We start from the raw sequence: 16242 nt of genomic DNA on the forward strand, positions 1-16242 counted from the left end.
AAAGACCTCCCGTCGAAGGAAAAGAATTCGGGTTGAAGAAAAACTTCAACACCGGGGACAGCCTTAAGAATCCTGTGAAAGATCGCTCGTTCAGGAGAGCGCAGTCATTTTCTGCTCAGCTCCTCCCACGGCACTCAAATACAGAGTTCCGCTTTCTGTGGACTCAATCGGCTTAATCAACTGCAACGATGTTCGCAGTACATCTCGCCGACTTACCTGCCCAAGCACCTTTCCGTTTTCAACAATTGGCAAACGTCGATAAGGAGTATTTAAGAAAACTCCCGCGATCGATAACAAATCATAATCTTTCGTAATCGTCTTCGCTGTAGTATCCATGAATGCCCTGACGCTCGTTGATGGCAACTGCCGGTGAGCTTTCCAGAAGACAATTGAATCCCCAGCAGAACTCTTCTTCTCTCGATTTGCTTCGACTTGATACCGAACGATCGCGCTCAATATCCGCGAATTCTGCAGAACATCACGTCGACTAATCTGGCCAACAATCTGATTCCCCGAAATCACTGGTAAGCGGCGATAAGGAGTCCGAATGAAGATCTGAGTCACGTCGAACAGAGATGTCTCTTCGCTGACCAGTCGACCTGGGTCAGGGTTCATGAACGCTCCAACCTTTCCTCCTGGAACTCCATCATAAGCGCTATTGATCAGCACACTCATACTCGTCTTCTCAGAGAAAACACCGAGAAACTCTCGCGAACCTGTCGCGATCGGTGCCCCGGAGAATCGATGACTCAGCAGAAGGCTGATCGCATCAAAAACATCCTGATCGGGAGAGAGACATACCAAGCGTGATGTCATGAACTCGCGAGCCAGCGGAGCCTTCAAACTGTCCGGGCCGATAATCTTGGCGGTCTGATCGAGCACACGCATGCAACTCTTTTCAGAAAACACACCTAGGTAGTTTCCTGCATCATCGACGACCGGCATTCCTGAGATGCGATGCTTCAGTAGCAAATTGATCGCCTCCGCAGCATCCGTCTCTGGCCGAACTGTGATCAGTCGTTTTGCCATAAACTCTTGAGCAAGTGGAAGCGATGTAGAAGTGAACCCGGTCGACATAGATCATCTCCTTGAGATTATATTTTCGATCGATCTTGTAATGATTTACGCGAGCAAACAGTTCGAAAACCATGCATAGAGATCAAGTGAGCAGAAAGCTACGAGCCATCTGCTTCAGCGATCTCGAGTTGTCCCAAAACCAACAACTGCTAACGATCAATAACTGCAAACGGCGAGCCAACACTCGGTAACTCTGATCAACTGCCGTAAAGAACTTCGCAACAAAAGAGTTGGAGAAAAGAAAACGGTCTTGAATCGAGATGAAGAATGAAGAACTGAATGGGAAATCAAGAAATGATTGAATGGTTGACTGGATCAAGTGAAAGCAAACTTGAAGCACGAGCTTCGCATTAGAAAATGAGTCATCCCTTCTTTTCGAAAAGCGAACTCGACTGAGTTGGCAAGCCTCCACTTGCGTGCTGTCGGAGAGGCACCGGCGAAGTGAGTGGCGACGAATCACGCTGGACACTTCTCTGGTCGATGGAACTCCAAACATCAGAAACACTGACATCGGCAGACCTCCTCTGATTGAACACGAGCTGCTGACAGCCTCGCGTTCGTCCTTCATCCATGATAAAAGTCCGATGCGAGATTGACAGAAGAATCTCTCGAGAATTTTTTTCGTGATTCACAAACGCATTTTTTTCTTGACAACATGATCGACTCCGTATTCTCGGCGATTTTTGTGAACAGAGATTGTCAAAGCTGACAACTCAGCTCATTCCATGCGTCGAGGAAATCGGAGATTGACTTCTTTGCGGCCGAAGAGTCTTCACGAACGGAACATCACCTCATGGATTCAAACAAGCCTCATCCGTTTTCGGTGCGACAACTTTTGAACCTGGTGCTTTGCACGCTGGTCTTACTGAACTGCTCGGTCCAAGCCGAAGAGTTTTACGAGGCCGAATTGCTGTTCCCGCTGGAGTCATGGCACAACCACGGATCTTGCATCGTTCAGTGCCCGAACGGAGACCTGCTGGCGTGCTGGTTCCATGGTTCCGGAGAACGTCAGGCCGACGATGTCGAGATTCTTGGAGCGAGAAAAACCTCGGGGTCCAGCACATGGTCAAAGCCGTTTTCAATGGCGGACACTCCCGGCTTCCCCGACACCAACTGCTGCATGATCATCGATCCTGAAGAACGCTTGTGGCTGTTGTGGCCGACGATTCAGGCGAACCTTTGGGAGTCGGCACTGATGAAGTACAAGACGTCCACGAATTACACTCAACCCGATGGTCCTCCAGCATGGGACCTCATGAGCGTCCTGCACGTCAAGCATCCGGGTGACTTTCCAGAACAAGTCCGCACCAAAGCTCTTGAGTACGCAGGCAAGGCTCGTGAAACAGAACTGGTCAAAGCCTGGGTAAACATCATCACACGTCAGGCAGAGGACAAGTTGACGCGGCGAATTGGATGGTTCACGCGTGCCCATCCACTGATTCTCGACGACGGCCGCATGCTTGTCGGACTTTATTCAGACGGGTTTTCCTTCTCCCTCGTTGCGATCACCGACGACCTCGGAAAAACGTGGACCTTCAGTGAGCCGATTGTCGGAGGCGGAAACATTCAGCCCAGCTTCGCTCAGAAGAACGACGGAACGATCGTCGCATACATGCGAGACAATGGGCCTCCTCCGAAGCGGGTGCTGGTCTCCGAGTCGAGTGACCGAGGAGAAACCTGGAGCAAAGTGACCGATCACCCCGTTCTCAATAACCCCGGGTCAGGACTTGAACTGATGCGGGCTCGCAATGGAGATTGGCTGTGCGTTTACAACGACATGACAGACGGGCGGCATTCGCTGGCAGTCTCGATTTCGCATGACGAAGGCGAGACATGGCCCGCGACGCGGCACCTTGAGCTCCGACAATCTGACGAGGGCTCATTCCACTATCCATCGATCATTGAAGATGAGGATGGCCACTTCCACGTCACCTACAGCTACTTCATCCATACGGATCAATACGGAGAGAAAGTCGGCAAAGGCATCAAGCACGCCGTCTTTAACCGTGAATGGATTCTCTCAGACGAGTAAAAGCTCAGTTGCAGAATCAAGACCACTTATCGCGGATCTGCTTGAGCCACCGATGGACGGTTCTGCGGCTGGATTTGAGATGCTCAGCGATTTCGTCGTTCGTGTGTCCTTCAAGCTTCATCAGCGCGACATTCTTTAGATTGTCATCGCCGAGTTGATCGAGAAGCAGGCAACACGTCTCCGCCATTTCAGCGGCCGCTTCGGGAGTTGGTTCGTTGTCGGCCCATTCGACAATCCCAACCGGTCCGGACTCAGTTCCTCCGAGGAACACCGAATCCCCGCGAACGACGCCGCCTCCGCGTTTCTGGCGTCGATCATGATGATAGTGGTCAATCACTTTGCGGTTGATGAGTGTCGTTAGGATCCGCCACAGGTTGTCACGATCATTCAACTCAGGAAAGTTCCCTGCCATCGCGGAACTGCAGAAGCTGTGAAACGCGCTTTGAGCAATATCTTCTTCATCAGCAACCCGCCGGGAGATCCCCGCCATCTTGCTACGGGCGAACTTCACCATCGGAAGATAGTATTTCTCGAAGAGACGTTGGATGGCGTCTTGATCGAGTGCCGTAAGATCCGTGAGAAGCACGGACACAGAACCGAGGGAGGATTCCTCGTCGAGAAACTCATCGAGCAGAGCCTCTGAAGAAGCGACGATAATTCGCATGTTCTTCAAATAGAATTGCTGCACTGACTCCGCAATGAGTGATTCCCCGGGGCGAAACTTGGTCCCATCAGGATGTCGAACCGAAGCTGTGGTCGAGATATTCTGGATCGTGATCGATCCATCGACTTCGCGAGTGACTTGCAGTTGATGCCGGCTGACGGTCCGATCTTCGATCCCGGCAATCACGAGCCGCTGGTCTTCTTCGACCAATGCAAACGGCGGTTCTTCATCAACGCGTTGACGTCCAAGTTCAAGGGGCGCGGAAAACTGGCCACGAAACAAGCTTTGCTCTTCGTTACAAATCTCGATCAGGTAGGGCTCAACTTCCGCAAGCTCTTTCATCGTCTTTCAGTTCTTTTCCCGAACTCGAATTCGTGTTCATTCAGCTCCGTAGTAGAAAGTGCTTCGCTTTGGTGATTCGCGTTGCCTGATCACCACTCCTCACCGAGCATTCTCGTGCGAAGCGGAGCATACCAGTTTGAACAGTCTACGAAATTTCGAATCCAATCACGGGAACGCTGCCGCTTCCGTCACGGACATCGATGCAAAGATTCAGTCATCCCTGCCGGGCAGGAAATGTCACAAGAATGTTAACAGACACATCAACCTCCGTGCAGACATTTGCTTCAAAGTTTACGTCTTTGACCAGAACGATCAACACGTGACTTTTCCGACTGGAGAGCATCAGGGAAATCCCTGAGTACCTCAGCGTGAGCAATTTTGATCATGTCAGACACTTCAATTCGGTCTTCAAGTGCGTGTCAGACTTCACGAGTCTCGTCGTTCCAGCACTCGTGCAGATAGCATTCTCAGCTCGCTGAGGGTTCCGCCATCGTCGACTTTCTTCTCTCAACGCCCTCATCGGTCGCTCCCCCGAACAGCCGTTTCATTCCGAACGATCGATAGAAACCGAAGAATTGGTAATTTTTCTCCAGTTTCACACCCCTTTCAGACCGATATATCGAATACCGCACCCAGTGCGCGTCGGACGTCGTTTGCCATCATACTGACAAAAATGTTGTAAACACCACGTTGGCAAACGGTTGCATCAAGTTGCTGAGAGACAGGTGGAAGGGAATCCATGACCGCACAAGCCAAGCTTGTTCGTTGTGTCGAGCGCGGACGAGAACTCATCAGTGCCGCGATCTCGCGATGTGATCAGCAACTACGCTTCGGGATCAAAAGTCTCGCCGTTGGAGTTCTGGCATCAGCATGCACATGCTCTGCCGCCGATCTCATGGCTCAAGACTGGCCTCCTCCAGCGTCAGCAATGCCGCCGGGCGGGTACGCTCAACCCGTTGGCTTTCATCAGCACGTGGACGATGGAGCTTACTGTCCGCCAGAGTACGCCGCTCTGGAAGCGGAGTTGTTTCCCAAAGAGCGTCCGATGCATGACATTGTTATGCCATTCGATCAGGCTCTCCACAGCGTCTTTCAAGACTCCTGGATGCGACTTGAGTACATGTATGGTCGCGTCTACAAGAACGGCGGACGCGTTCTCGGATCGCGAACGACCGACATCAACGGAAACACTCTCAACAACGTGACCGACCAATTTCCACTGCTTTTTGCCGACGGAATCACCACGGGTGACGCAATCGTTCCCGACACAGATTCCATCGAATGGAAGCACATGAACGGTATCCGTGGAAGCTTCGGCATCCCGTTGGATGACCGGTCATGGTTTGAAGCTTCGTTCTGGGGAATTGAAGAGCAATCGGACGCACTCCGCGTGCCTCGCATTCCACCAACAAGTCTGAATAACGTCTTCGGAAAACCTCCCATCCAGTTCATTGCGACAACTTTCACCACCGACGGAGAAGTTGGAACTGCGATTGCCGTTTATGACCAGGACTTCTCCAGCAACTACCGAGTCAATCTGTGGTCTGCGGAAGCCAACTACGTCGAAGACCTTCGTATTCCGTTCGACGGCTGGAAACTTCAGTCGATCATTGGTTACCGACACGAAGAGTATTCAGAACAACTGAACTTTGGCGGAACGTTTACGAACATCTCCGGATACCTCGACGACGGAGTCGACATCGATGGACCGTTGGCCAATCCACAAACCAACAATATCGATTCCAAAGTCCACAACTTCCGTCATGCTCTTCAGTTTGGAATTCGTTCCGAGATCACGCAGAACTGGTTGACCGTTGGTGTGGAACCTCGCGTCGCCTTTGGTATTGCTCAGGTTCGCCGACGTGTGAAAGCTGTCAACGTCGTCCAACCGGGAACTCTGTTCGATGCCAGCCCGGACCCGGTCTACACATCCGATCGAATTATCCAGTTCGCACCATCTGCTGACTTGAACCTCTATGCGAAGATCGACGTCAATCGCTGGCTCAAGTTCAAAGTCGGCTACAACCTGATCTGGCTCGGCCGTCTCGGAACTGCAGACAGCAGCTTCACACTCAATCAGATCTCAAGCGACGATCCAACGCTGCCTCCGACAGCTGATGTCCGCGTCAAGCAAGGTTTCGGAAATGCGATGATCTCGGCCCTGACACTCGGTGGAGAGATTATTCTCCCCTGATCCAGAGCCAATCAATTCAACGCACAAACACGCTTAAGCAACTCGATCTGATTCTCGAGACAAGTGATTCGTGAAAGTTCCCGAAGGCGGTCGTCAAACACTGCCTTCGTGAGCGAATCCTTAAGCCCGGGATCTGAATCATCCGTTGTCTTGGGAATCGTTGAGTAAGCCAGCTTCGCTCAACAGTTGATGATATTCGTCGGGCGAGTTCATGCTCTTCAGAGAGTCGAGTTGCGGATCGAACTCTCTTAGTCGTTCTTCAGCGATCGTCTTCACATCGCACCTCTCGACAAGCCGTCGCGGACGACGCTCTCCGTGAGAGTAAAGCTCTTCAACCTTGTCTCTGATCGACATGCGATAAACAGCGGAAAGCGGATGCAGAAATCCGCCGGCTTCCGGAATCGCCATTTCAAAATCTTCGAGTTCGCCGATCACGCCGTTGAGAAATTCGAGTCGAATCAACGGGACATCGCACCCACTCAGAAAGACTCGGTCGGTGGCGGAATCGAAGTGTCTCATCCCCAGTAACAGACCGGCCAGCGGTCCTTGAAACTCTTCTTCATCGCGGATGATTTCACAGGATGTGTCGAGAGTCGGAAGTTCCTGGCCACTGGCTGCAACGACGACAATTCGCTCAGCGACTTTCCCGATCGTCTCTGCGACGATCTCCAGAACAGTCCGCCCTCCAAACGGCAACATGTGCTTTGGCCGTCCCATCCGGGAACTGCGTCCTCCGCACAAAAGGATTGCGCCAAGATTCGACTGATCATCAGAAGTCATCGAATCCACCCACTCTTCAATCGCGATGTTACGCTGCCGTGACGATTCGTCATTCGATGAAATATGCCTTGATCATCAAACTTGACGATCGATTTACGGAGCTGGAGGCGGTGGTGGTGGAGGACTTGGCGGTCCAAAGATCATCGACAGTTGAGCCACCTCACCTGCTGGAGTCCATTGACCAATTGCTGGAGACCAGACAAGCGTTGAGCGGTTGACCTGACCTGCTTGTGCCCCTTGACTCATCTGATTCATGTCGAACGGCCCTTCGCTCTTGCCGTTAACAGCGATGTGCCAGACAGCTGCCGGGAGTGGCGGAGGCACTGCCGCGCCGGGAGCGGTTCCTCCCATCCCGGCTGCCATTTTGTTCGCCATCGCAAAGCCCATCCCAAGGCCCATGCCTTCGGCTGCGCCTCCCCCGGATGGGTTCTCAGCTGCGGCGGTCATGGCTTTGCCCATTTGGAACTGCTGGAACCGATCCAGGTCGCCAATCACTCCCATGCTCGTCCGGGTATCCATAGCTTTCTCCACCTCTTCAGGCAGAGAAACGTTCACGATGAACAGCTGTGGAACGTTGAGTCCATATTCGTCGTCGACGCGTTCGACCGTCGCCAAACGAAGCTGTTCGGAGAGCTCTCGATAGTTAGCTGCCAGATCGAGAGCGCTGATGTTGGAACTCCCGACGAGGTCGGCAAACGCAGACGCGATGATGGCTCGCATCAGTTCGTTGATCTCATCAACTTCGAAGCTGGAGTCAGTCCCGATCAATTCCCGGAGGAGTGCTTTCGGATCGACAGCCTGCATCGTGTAAGTTCCGAAGGCTCGCAGGCGGATCGGTCCAAAATCCGCGTCTCGCATCATAATGGGATTCGGTGTGCCCCATTTCAGATCGGTGATCTGACGAGTGTTGACGAAGTAGACTTCCGCCTTAAATGGGCTGTCGAACCCATACTTCCAACCAGCCATTGTGCTGAGGATGGGAAGGTTGTCGGTCTTCAACTCGTAATGTCCGGGACCGAACGAGTCTGCCAGTTCGCCGCGATGCACAAACACCGCCATTTGCCCCGGACGCACGATCAGCTGTGCGCCATTTTTGATCTGATTGTGATAACGGGGAAATCGCCAGGCGATCGTATGACGTGAGTCGTCGACCCACTCAATAATATCGATCAGCTCGGCGCGAAGTTTGTCGAACAGTCCCATCGTAAATGTTCCCAACTGATTCCAAGAGAATGATCAATCTTGAGATGCACGATGCCATCGTAATCGCACACGGAAACAACGTCCAACGACTCACGTCGGATCAAACTTTTTGAGCATCAAGAATGCGAGCAGTGATGATCGCGATGGATCTTGGAAATTCATCGAGGCTTTGAATCCCTTCAAGCATCGCTTCACTATTTGAGAGTTGTCTTCCAATCGACTCCCAGCATGACTGAGTTCAGGCCGCTTCCAATTCCCAACAAGGCGATGCGATCACCAGGGCCGGTGAAGCCTTCAGAAATCCCCAGTGCTGCTGCCGTGGGTAATGCAGCTGCTCCCGTGTTGCCCATGTATTCGACTGTCGGAAAGTCGAGAGCAGGCGAAAGACCGAGCTTTTCCAGAAGAAGCGTGCGATGTGCTTTCCCGACCTGATGTGTGAATGTCTTCGTCACATCTTCGTTCGTCCACTCCAACTCTTGTTTGGTCTGCTCCCATGTCTTCGCAGCGAGGCTGACTCCCGCGTGCAAGAGTGCTTCTGAGTCGGTATTCATCAGTGGACGCGAGTCTCCGGATGCGTTGGAATCGACGCCCCCTTCGCAAAGATTTGCGAACGTCGTGTCTGCCAGACAGGCTCCGCCCAACAAACGATTTCCGGTTTTGCTGATTGACTCATGACAAAGAACAATGGCCGCTGAACCCGATCCGATTGTCAGCGACGCGAAATCCATCTTGATCGATTTTCTGGTCACCGAAGGGTCTTGAACCAACTTGTCGATGGTCGCTTCGACAAGCGGGCGGCCAACTTCCGTTCCGACAACAATTCCTGCACGAATGCGCCCCAGTTCGATGAGGTCGGCAATGATCAGTGCCCCGTTCAACAGTCCCAGACAGGCATTACTGACATCGAACACAAAGCTGTCTTGAGGAAGACCTGCGCCGGAATGAACACCTGCCGCTGTGGCCGGCTCCATCTGGTCTCGACAAACCGATCCATGAATCAATGCCCGGCATTCAGCGGGGTCCAAACCCGACTGCTCCAACGCCAGCTTGACTGTTTCGACACTGACTTTCCCGGGGAGAGTTCCGGGCGGATAGAAGCGTCGTTTCCGAATTCCCGTCATGAGCTCAAGTCGACCTTCAGGCAGAGAGAGCCGTTCGTAAACCGGCTTGAGGCGGGCTTCAATCTCTTCTGACGTCACCACTTCGGACGGGGGATGAGCGACAAAGGCTTCTAAACAAACGTGCTGATACCGCATCTTCGCGAGTGTTTCCTTCCAACAGAGTCACAGTGTCGAAGCGAGTTGCCGGGTGTCGACGACCGAAAATCGCGACTCGCAGCGGAGAGAATCTCCTTCAGCGACAGACAATACAGTTTCCCGACAGCAACTGGAACTGCTCGGTCCGAATCAGGAGAAGCGAGCAACTGGGAGCCCAATAAAAAACAACCCTGAGGTGCATATGCACCTCAGGGTTGGGTGGACCATTCAGGTGAGTTGGTCGCGATCGATCATGGTTGTCGAACAGCGACCGGCGTGCTGCGCTCGACATGGTGTATCAAGCGACTGCACAACAGCGGAGGGATGTTGCAGGACTCAAACACTTAGAAGCAACATCCACAACAAATCAGCCAACGCAGGTTTGCGCTTGGCGACTTGAATCAGACAGTGGCTGTCTCGACGATTTTGGCTCCGTTGAGCAGTGCTTCAACGCGAGCGATTTCGTCGTACTGCCCCTGTCGTTCAGCTTCGACTTCTGGACTCCAGTCACGTGCATCCAAGGCAATCGAGCTTCGGACGTATCGCAATCCACGCAGGAGCAGGTCCTGCTGTTTCTGGGTGAGTTGGATATTTCTTTCAGACATTTTCAGGGCTCACAAATTATTCCCCACGACATCTCAGTCAATCGATTCGTCGTCCCTGATTTCACGAAAAGACGTCTGGGGTGATATTCTCAGGTCACATCCTTCAACAAGTGGATCTGACCTCTTCTACATCGTAACTTCTCATAGGCTGCCTTGCCAATCATTTGGGAATGACGAGCAACCTCGATAATCGGCAGAACCTGCCACTCGGTTTCGAAGCTGACCGTTTTCCGAACGCCTCAATGACGCCAACGGACGTTTCAGATTGACTAACCACTCGAATCGGTCCAAACCGTTCTCGAATGTTAGTTAGGGCTGAACAGCTCGCAACGAACCTTTCTGGTAGGCATCCGCCATCGCTTTCGGAATTTCGGCCTCGGCGAGAACCACCTTGGCGCGGTTTTCCTGAGTTCGTGCTTGCATTTCCTGTTCCAGAGCGACGGCTTCTGCTCGTCTCTCTTCCGCTCTCGCACGTGCGACTCGCATATCCGCTTCGGCCTGATCGGCCTGCAGACGAGCCCCGACATTGTCACCGACATCAATATCTGCGATGTCGATCGAAACAATTTCGTAAGCTGTCTGAGAGTCGAGACTCTTGCGGAGCACAGTTTGTGCAATCAGTGCCGGATTTGCCAGCACGACCTTATGTGTTTCTGAAGATCCAATCGCCGAGACAATTCCCTCACCGACTCGAGCGATGACGGTTTCTTCCGTCGCTCCGCCGACAAGCTGTCCGAGGTTTGTTCGTACCGTCACACGGGCTCGAGCTTTCAATTGAATTCCATCTTTGGCAACACCATCAAGAGTGGTGCGGCCGTGTCGAGGATCCGGGCAGTCAATCACCTTAGGATCGACACTTGTTCGCACAGCTTCCAGGACATCGCGACCAGCGAGGTCAATTGCAGAAGCAGTATCCCAGTCGAGATCAATGCGGGCACGATGGGCAGCAATCAGGGCTCGAACCACTCTCTGTACGTTTCCGCCGGCCAGATAGTGAGCTTCGAGAGCAGATGTGGAAATGCTTGAAATCCCAGCCTGAACCGCGCTGATTTTGGCGTCAACGATGGTGTTGGGATTCACTTTCCGCAGAGACATGAAGATCAGTGTAAACGGACCAATTCGGGCACGCGTCACGAATGCGCGCAACCACAAATTGAAGTACTTCCCGAACATGAAGACGAGAATGAAGCCCAGCAAAACGATGAAGAACACACCAATCATCGCTGCAATCGCCCACGGATCGGGGCCCTTTTGTGCGAGCACAGGGATGTTGACAAGTGCCAGATTCTTCACGTTTGTCTCCGTCACTGATGGAAATTCTTGGTGAGTTGGTCCGCCAATTGTAAGTTTGGCGATCGAAATTGCAATTTCGGTGTGCAGGACGTGCCTGCCTCGCTGGCTAAAGGCGTTAACAATGATGACTTCCGCTATCGCTCTCAACGATCCCAACGCTAAGAAAAATCAAACTTTCTGGATCCAAAAATGTGGAATTCGTGAACTCATCTTGAGTTTGTGAACAGAGATTGGAAAATACGAATTAGTCAATTTTGATTCATCAACTGAATGACGAGTCATTTCTCAAATTTTGATGAATCTCTTCCAGCTCTCCTGAGGAGAAAAACATGGATGGAAAGGCGCTCAACCGTTCGATTCATCGTATCCCGGACACAGTCGACGCTCGCGTTGGGGCAATGGATTCTTGGGAACTTTCACCTGAATCGGCCGGGGCGACAACTCCCTACTTCAGTCAGGCGACGATCACTGCCCACCAGCTTGAATCCCAGATTCAGCGACTTCTGCTGGAAATGGACGCGGTCAGATTCTGCTGCCTCGAAGTCCATCAACTGCACGATGGAAGCGATGGAATCTGTCTGACTGGCAGAATTGAGACAGACGAAGATTTCGACATGCAAACCGTTCAGGACAAACTGCTGGACATGGGAATTTCCAACGTTTGCAACCGTCTCGTTTCCGTTCAATCTCGTCCTCGACTGAACGACAACTGAATTTGGCAACAAACAAGATTGCCGAGAACCAGAACGAACTCGCAAAGTCTGGTAGTGACTGAAAGGGCGTGGACTTCGTACAATGGAAAGGTCCCTTCAGTTTGGACTCTCTTGATCACCAATCTGAAGGGATCCCGCTTCGAAGTTTCAAAGTGAAGGGATCACGATGACACGCACAGTCGAACGCGATCTCCGCCGATTCAATGAAATCGTCCGGGGCAAAATTCGCAAAGATCTCCGCCGCTACGTGAATCACGGAGAGATGATTGGCCGCAAAGGGCGCGAAACGGTCAGCATCCCCGTTCCCAACATCGAAATTCCGCACTTTCAACACGGTCAGAAAGGGTCTGGCGGAACCGGGCAAGGCGAAGGCGATCCCGGACAACCGATCGGCCGCGGAGATGACGAAGGAGAAGGCATCGGTCCAGCCGGAAACGAGCCTGGCCGACACATTCGAGAAGTCGAAGTCTCATTCGATGAACTGGCTGAAATGCTTGCTCAAGACCTCGAGCTGCCCAACATCATCCCCAAAGGGCAGGACTCAATTCAGGCCATCAAAAACAAGTACAACACAATCGCCCGCACCGGTCCGAACTCGCTGCGCCATCTCAAACGGACCTATAAGCAGGCCCTCAAACGAGAGATGGCCAGCGGAACCTACCAACCTGAACGGCCGATGATCATTCCTGGACGGGATGATGAACGATACCGAAGTTGGACATCAGTTCCGCAACCACAAGCGAATGCAGCAATCTTCTACATCATGGACGTTTCCGGTTCCATGACCGACGATCAGAAGGAAATTGTCCGCATTGAAGCCTTCTGGATCGATACCTGGCTGAAGAGCCAATACGACGGAATCGAACGTCGCTACGTTGTCCACGATGCAGTGGCTCACGAAGTCAACGAAGACACCTTCTATCGAGTCAGAGAATCTGGCGGAACGAAGATTTCATCGGCCTATCACAAGGTCGATCAGATCATTCACAGAGACTTCCCGCCTGAGCTTTGGAACATCTATATGTTCCAGTTTTCGGACGGAGACAACTGGGGAGAAGACAGTCAGGCGTGTACGAAATTCCTCACTGACGAACTTCTGCCGGTCGCCAATCTCTTTTGTTACGGGCAAGTTCGCAGCCCGTACGGAAGCGGTGAATACATCAAAGACTTGAAGCGAATTCTGGAAGCCAACGACAATCTGATTCTCAGTGAAATTGATAACAAAGACGGCATTTACGACTCAATCAAACTGTTCCTCGGCAAAGGCAAGTAAGCCTCGTTGATCAGTCCGAGTTCATGCCCTGGCTTCTGATGACGGAAGGTGAGTGTTGTGTCACTGATCGGACAGACTCATGAGAAATTGCACGCGATTGCCGACGCGGTGGCAGAGCGATCGATCAAGCTTCAAACACGCATCGTCTTCGCTGAAAGTTGCACCTCTGGACTGATCGCTGCCACGCTCTCTCGATACCCGGGTGTCTCAGAAGTTCTCTGTGGGAGTTGCGTCACTTACCGGAACGCAACCAAACATCAGTGGCTGGGAGTTGATGAGAAGTCGCTCGCCGACCCTCAAGTGGGACCGGTTTCGCAGATCGTCTCGGAACAGATGGCGAAGGGAGTTCTTTCACTCACTCCGGAAGCAGTTGTCGCGGTCTCAATCACCGGACATCTCGGTCCCAATGCGCCCGACGATCTCGACGGGATCGCGTACTCCACGATCTGTTTTCGTTCTGATCAAAACCCAGTCACTCGGAAATTGAATTTGGACGGTGAACTCGACGTCCATCTGGAAAAGCGCTACTTCCGTCAATTGTCGGCTGCCCGTCAGGTTCTGCATTTCCTCGACGAGCAACTCAATACGCGGGCGTAGGCCAATCCATCCTCCGGTGAGCTTTCGCTGGTTTTCTATGGGGATCTCTCCGTCCTATCAGCCCCGGAAATGACGTCTCTACTCGAAATCTTCGGAGCAAAGCCACGCTTCCAAATTGCAACGCAATTTTTCGACACCGGGTGGTGAAGATCGGTCAGAGAATTCCCTGCACGTTGCATTTTGTGAACTAGACTTTCGAATGCATTGAGTGCCGTTGGTGCTCAAATCTGCATTGAGAAACTGGTTACTCCGACGAGACATACGCGAAATCCGCAAGAATCACCTCAGTGAATGACTGTGCGTTCACACGCATCGCGCACTCCATTCCGCGTTGTTTCACGGCATCCTGGCCCCCACTAACGGGTCAGAGCAGCACAATTTTCGCCGATCCGGTCTGAGTCAGGCTCTCATCCCCGAATTCATTGATAAAAATTTCGAAGCATTCATTGGGCATCACCATGGACGACCCGAACCTCATTGATGAACTGCAACGCGAAGTCGAATCCAAAGAGGCCGTCATTCTGGCGTTAACCTCTCAATTGGAAACGACGGCAGAGCAGCTCGAACGGATGCGGCGTACCGGTCCTGTCAGCGGACAGAAAGAATCCGGTTTTGGAGCTGGTGTCAACGCGCAGATTCGTGACTTTCTCGCCGAGTTTGATGAGTCATCGCCGCTCGAACATTTCGAACGCATTGAAATTGGGATCGAGCAGATCCTCGAAATTCTGGCCGGCTCGAATACGTCTATAGCTGAGCTTCGCAAACTTCCGAAGGACGAGTTAGAAAACACTCTCTCCGAAGATGAGGAGTCCGACGAAGAAGCCGTCGCTGAGAAAACTGCCGAGGAGAAAGAAGAAGACTTCTGGGCTGCGACCAAAGCGCGACTCATGCAAGAAGCAGATTCGCAACACGACGAAGATGAAATGGGAGCGTTGTTCTCCGGCGAAAAGAAAGACGCTTCATCTGACAGCGCCGCTGATGAGGATGATGAAGAAGCCACTCCCGAAGCCAAAGCTCCTGTGCTTCAACCGGTTTCAATTCCTCCTGAACCCGAGGAAATGCCGGAACTTCCTAAACCCGTTACCACCATCACGGACGCCAAAAAACTGGAAGAAGCAGTCACTGAACGCGATCAATTCATCTCTTATCTCGTCGGTCGCCTGCGCCGAGCAGAATCGTATCCGTTTCCTCCCATCAACTGGGAAAGCGCGATGTCAGTGCCTGAGGACCTCAAGAAGTCCGTCATGGTCCTCGAAAAGCACCTCAAAGACCACCTGCGCCAATCCGAACTCTCTGTTTCCCTGGAACGCGCTGCTTTGACACGTGAGCGATCGAAACTTTGTCAGGTCAAAAGCCAACTACAAGATGAGATCCAAAAGATGGTCGCGATCTCGAACGCACCTGCTCGTTCAACTCCAGAAGAGAGAATGAACCGTTTGTTCGACTTGCCCAAAGACACCGGTCCAAAAACTCTGGAGTAGATGATCGGTCGAGATGGTCTTCGCACACGTTGCGAATCAAGCCGCAATTCAGATGCAGAAAGACAGGTCGTTGAACCAGATTGCTAGTTCTGGGCGACCAGGTGGCACGCCACACACGCTTTCACGAGTGCTTCTTCGCTATGGCCGGTTTCAACTTCGGTTCCCCAGAGACACGCTGTCTGCGTTTCATAAGCATGCGGACGGGATTCAGACTGAACCACTGAAAGCCCTGCCAGACAGGTCGCCACTCCGGTCAGAAATGCTGCCATGTATTTCCAAGTCGCATTGCGTCCATCTCGCTTCGCTGGAGAAAACTCTCTCTGCGATGACGGAATCGTCACGAAACCTTCAGGCGCGAGGCGTTGCTGCAACTGTACGGCAGCTGAGTGAGCGAGTTCCTGATTCTCAACCGAGGAGTCTTGATCAAAGTTGAACTTCGGTGAAGGAACCTCTCGTTCCTGTTCACCCGACAACATCGGCGAAATCACATCGACGAAACAACAGCATCGATCACATTGACGCAGATGCGTTTCAAAATCTTTCGACCTGGGCAGGTCTTCGAGAATTACGTCCAGGAAATCATCACAATTCATCGGTCAACCATTCGCGATGGGTTCGCGTGAAACGAGTGAGCGTTATTCGTTAAAGAATACCCGTTCCCCGATCAATTGGCGAGACCAAGTGCAAATTGACGGCCGAATTCTGAATCCCAGCCGAAGACGTGATGAATCC

General features: G+C 52.3%; 14 protein-coding genes. 6 read left to right on the top strand and 8 right to left on the bottom strand.

Going from position 1 to position 16242, the window contains the following annotated elements:
• Window positions 1-90: 90 nt before the first annotated feature.
• Entirely contained in the window at window positions 91-1077 is a 987-nt protein-coding gene (locus AB1L42_RS14390; protein ID WP_367056846.1) for a CBS domain-containing protein, read from the bottom strand.
• A 793-nt stretch (window positions 1078-1870) separates the two neighbouring features.
• Here AB1L42_RS14390 and AB1L42_RS14395 point away from each other — a divergent pair.
• Window positions 1871-3109 (top strand): sialidase family protein, encoded by a 1239-nt coding sequence (locus tag AB1L42_RS14395; protein ID WP_367056849.1) that lies wholly within the window; start codon window positions 1871-1873, stop codon window positions 3107-3109.
• A 16-nt stretch (window positions 3110-3125) separates the two neighbouring features.
• On the opposite strand, the gene AB1L42_RS14400 is transcribed toward AB1L42_RS14395, so the two are convergent.
• Window positions 3126-4115 (bottom strand): sigma-70 family RNA polymerase sigma factor, encoded by a 990-nt coding sequence (locus AB1L42_RS14400; protein ID WP_367056852.1) that lies wholly within the window; start codon window positions 4113-4115, stop codon window positions 3126-3128.
• A gap of 739 nt (window positions 4116-4854) precedes the next feature.
• Between AB1L42_RS14400 and AB1L42_RS14405 the strand changes: the two genes are divergently transcribed.
• The gene (locus AB1L42_RS14405; protein ID WP_367056855.1) at window positions 4855-6309 is read left to right on the top strand and encodes a BBP7 family outer membrane beta-barrel protein; all 1455 of its coding nucleotides are present in this window, start codon (window positions 4855-4857) and stop codon (window positions 6307-6309) included.
• A 138-nt stretch (window positions 6310-6447) separates the two neighbouring features.
• On the opposite strand, the gene AB1L42_RS14410 is transcribed toward AB1L42_RS14405, so the two are convergent.
• The 5 genes from AB1L42_RS14410 to floA all read right to left on the bottom strand — a co-directional run bounded on the left by AB1L42_RS14410 (window position 6448) and on the right by floA (window position 11374).
• A complete protein-coding gene (locus AB1L42_RS14410) occupies window positions 6448-7089 on the bottom strand; it encodes a molybdenum cofactor guanylyltransferase (RefSeq protein WP_367056858.1) in 642 nt (213 codons plus the stop codon).
• Window positions 7090-7182: 93 nt separating this feature from the next.
• Window positions 7183-8292: an SPFH domain-containing protein gene (locus AB1L42_RS14415; protein WP_367056861.1), complete on the bottom strand. Its 1110-nt coding sequence runs from the start codon at window positions 8290-8292 to the stop codon at window positions 7183-7185.
• Between the two features lie 194 nt (window positions 8293-8486).
• Window positions 8487-9548: a 3-oxoacyl-ACP synthase III gene (locus AB1L42_RS14420; protein ID WP_367056864.1), complete on the bottom strand. Its 1062-nt coding sequence runs from the start codon at window positions 9546-9548 to the stop codon at window positions 8487-8489.
• Window positions 9549-9949: 401 nt separating this feature from the next.
• Window positions 9950-10153 (bottom strand): hypothetical protein, encoded by a 204-nt coding sequence (locus AB1L42_RS14425; protein ID WP_367056867.1) that lies wholly within the window; start codon window positions 10151-10153, stop codon window positions 9950-9952.
• A gap of 309 nt (window positions 10154-10462) precedes the next feature.
• Window positions 10463-11374: a flotillin-like protein FloA gene (gene floA, locus AB1L42_RS14430; protein WP_367057913.1), complete on the bottom strand. Its 912-nt coding sequence runs from the start codon at window positions 11372-11374 to the stop codon at window positions 10463-10465.
• A gap of 401 nt (window positions 11375-11775) precedes the next feature.
• On the opposite strand from floA, the gene AB1L42_RS14435 reads away from it, so the two are divergent.
• From AB1L42_RS14435 to AB1L42_RS14450, 4 genes are all read left to right on the top strand, one after another.
• Complete coding sequence (locus AB1L42_RS14435; protein ID WP_367056870.1) at window positions 11776-12159, top strand: hypothetical protein; 384 nt, start codon at window positions 11776-11778, stop codon at window positions 12157-12159.
• A gap of 166 nt (window positions 12160-12325) precedes the next feature.
• Window positions 12326-13432, top strand: coding sequence for a DUF444 family protein (locus AB1L42_RS14440; RefSeq protein ID WP_367056873.1), 1107 nt, complete (start codon window positions 12326-12328; stop codon window positions 13430-13432).
• Window positions 13433-13489: 57 nt separating this feature from the next.
• Entirely contained in the window at window positions 13490-14029 is a 540-nt protein-coding gene (locus tag AB1L42_RS14445) for a nicotinamide-nucleotide amidohydrolase family protein (RefSeq protein WP_367056876.1), read from the top strand.
• Between the two features lie 458 nt (window positions 14030-14487).
• A complete protein-coding gene (locus AB1L42_RS14450; protein ID WP_367056879.1) occupies window positions 14488-15510 on the top strand; it encodes a hypothetical protein in 1023 nt (340 codons plus the stop codon).
• An 83-nt stretch (window positions 15511-15593) separates the two neighbouring features.
• On the opposite strand, the gene AB1L42_RS14455 is transcribed toward AB1L42_RS14450, so the two are convergent.
• Window positions 15594-16103 (bottom strand): hypothetical protein, encoded by a 510-nt coding sequence (locus AB1L42_RS14455; RefSeq protein WP_367056882.1) that lies wholly within the window; start codon window positions 16101-16103, stop codon window positions 15594-15596.
• Window positions 16104-16242 lie beyond the last annotated feature (139 nt).

This window comes from Thalassoglobus sp. JC818 (genome assembly GCF_040717535.1).
In the GTDB taxonomy this organism is placed as follows: Bacteria; Planctomycetota; Planctomycetia; order Planctomycetales; family Planctomycetaceae; genus Thalassoglobus.

Bases quoted from the DNA above. Each gene is read 5' to 3' on its own strand.
- AB1L42_RS14410 (WP_367056858.1), bottom strand. From the start codon at position 7,089: ATGACTTCTGATGATCAGTCGAATCTTGGCGCAATCCTTTTGTGCGGA.
- AB1L42_RS14420 (WP_367056864.1), bottom strand. From the start codon at position 9,548: ATGCGGTATCAGCACGTTTGTTTAGAAGCCTTTGTCGCTCATCCCCCG.
- AB1L42_RS14440 (WP_367056873.1), top strand. From the start codon at position 12,326: ATGACACGCACAGTCGAACGCGATCTCCGCCGATTCAATGAAATCGTC.
- AB1L42_RS14415 (WP_367056861.1), bottom strand. From the start codon at position 8,292: ATGGGACTGTTCGACAAACTTCGCGCCGAGCTGATCGATATTATTGAG.
- AB1L42_RS14435 (WP_367056870.1), top strand. From the start codon at position 11,776: ATGGATGGAAAGGCGCTCAACCGTTCGATTCATCGTATCCCGGACACA.
- AB1L42_RS14455 (WP_367056882.1), bottom strand. From the start codon at position 16,103: ATGAATTGTGATGATTTCCTGGACGTAATTCTCGAAGACCTGCCCAGG.
- AB1L42_RS14405 (WP_367056855.1), top strand. From the start codon at position 4,855: ATGACCGCACAAGCCAAGCTTGTTCGTTGTGTCGAGCGCGGACGAGAA.
- AB1L42_RS14390 (WP_367056846.1), bottom strand. From the start codon at position 1,077: ATGTCGACCGGGTTCACTTCTACATCGCTTCCACTTGCTCAAGAGTTT.
- AB1L42_RS14425 (WP_367056867.1), bottom strand. From the start codon at position 10,153: ATGTCTGAAAGAAATATCCAACTCACCCAGAAACAGCAGGACCTGCTC.
- AB1L42_RS14450 (WP_367056879.1), top strand. From the start codon at position 14,488: ATGGACGACCCGAACCTCATTGATGAACTGCAACGCGAAGTCGAATCC.
- AB1L42_RS14400 (WP_367056852.1), bottom strand. From the start codon at position 4,115: ATGAAAGAGCTTGCGGAAGTTGAGCCCTACCTGATCGAGATTTGTAAC.
- floA (WP_367057913.1), bottom strand. From the start codon at position 11,374: ATGATTGGTGTGTTCTTCATCGTTTTGCTGGGCTTCATTCTCGTCTTC.
- AB1L42_RS14395 (WP_367056849.1), top strand. From the start codon at position 1,871: ATGGATTCAAACAAGCCTCATCCGTTTTCGGTGCGACAACTTTTGAAC.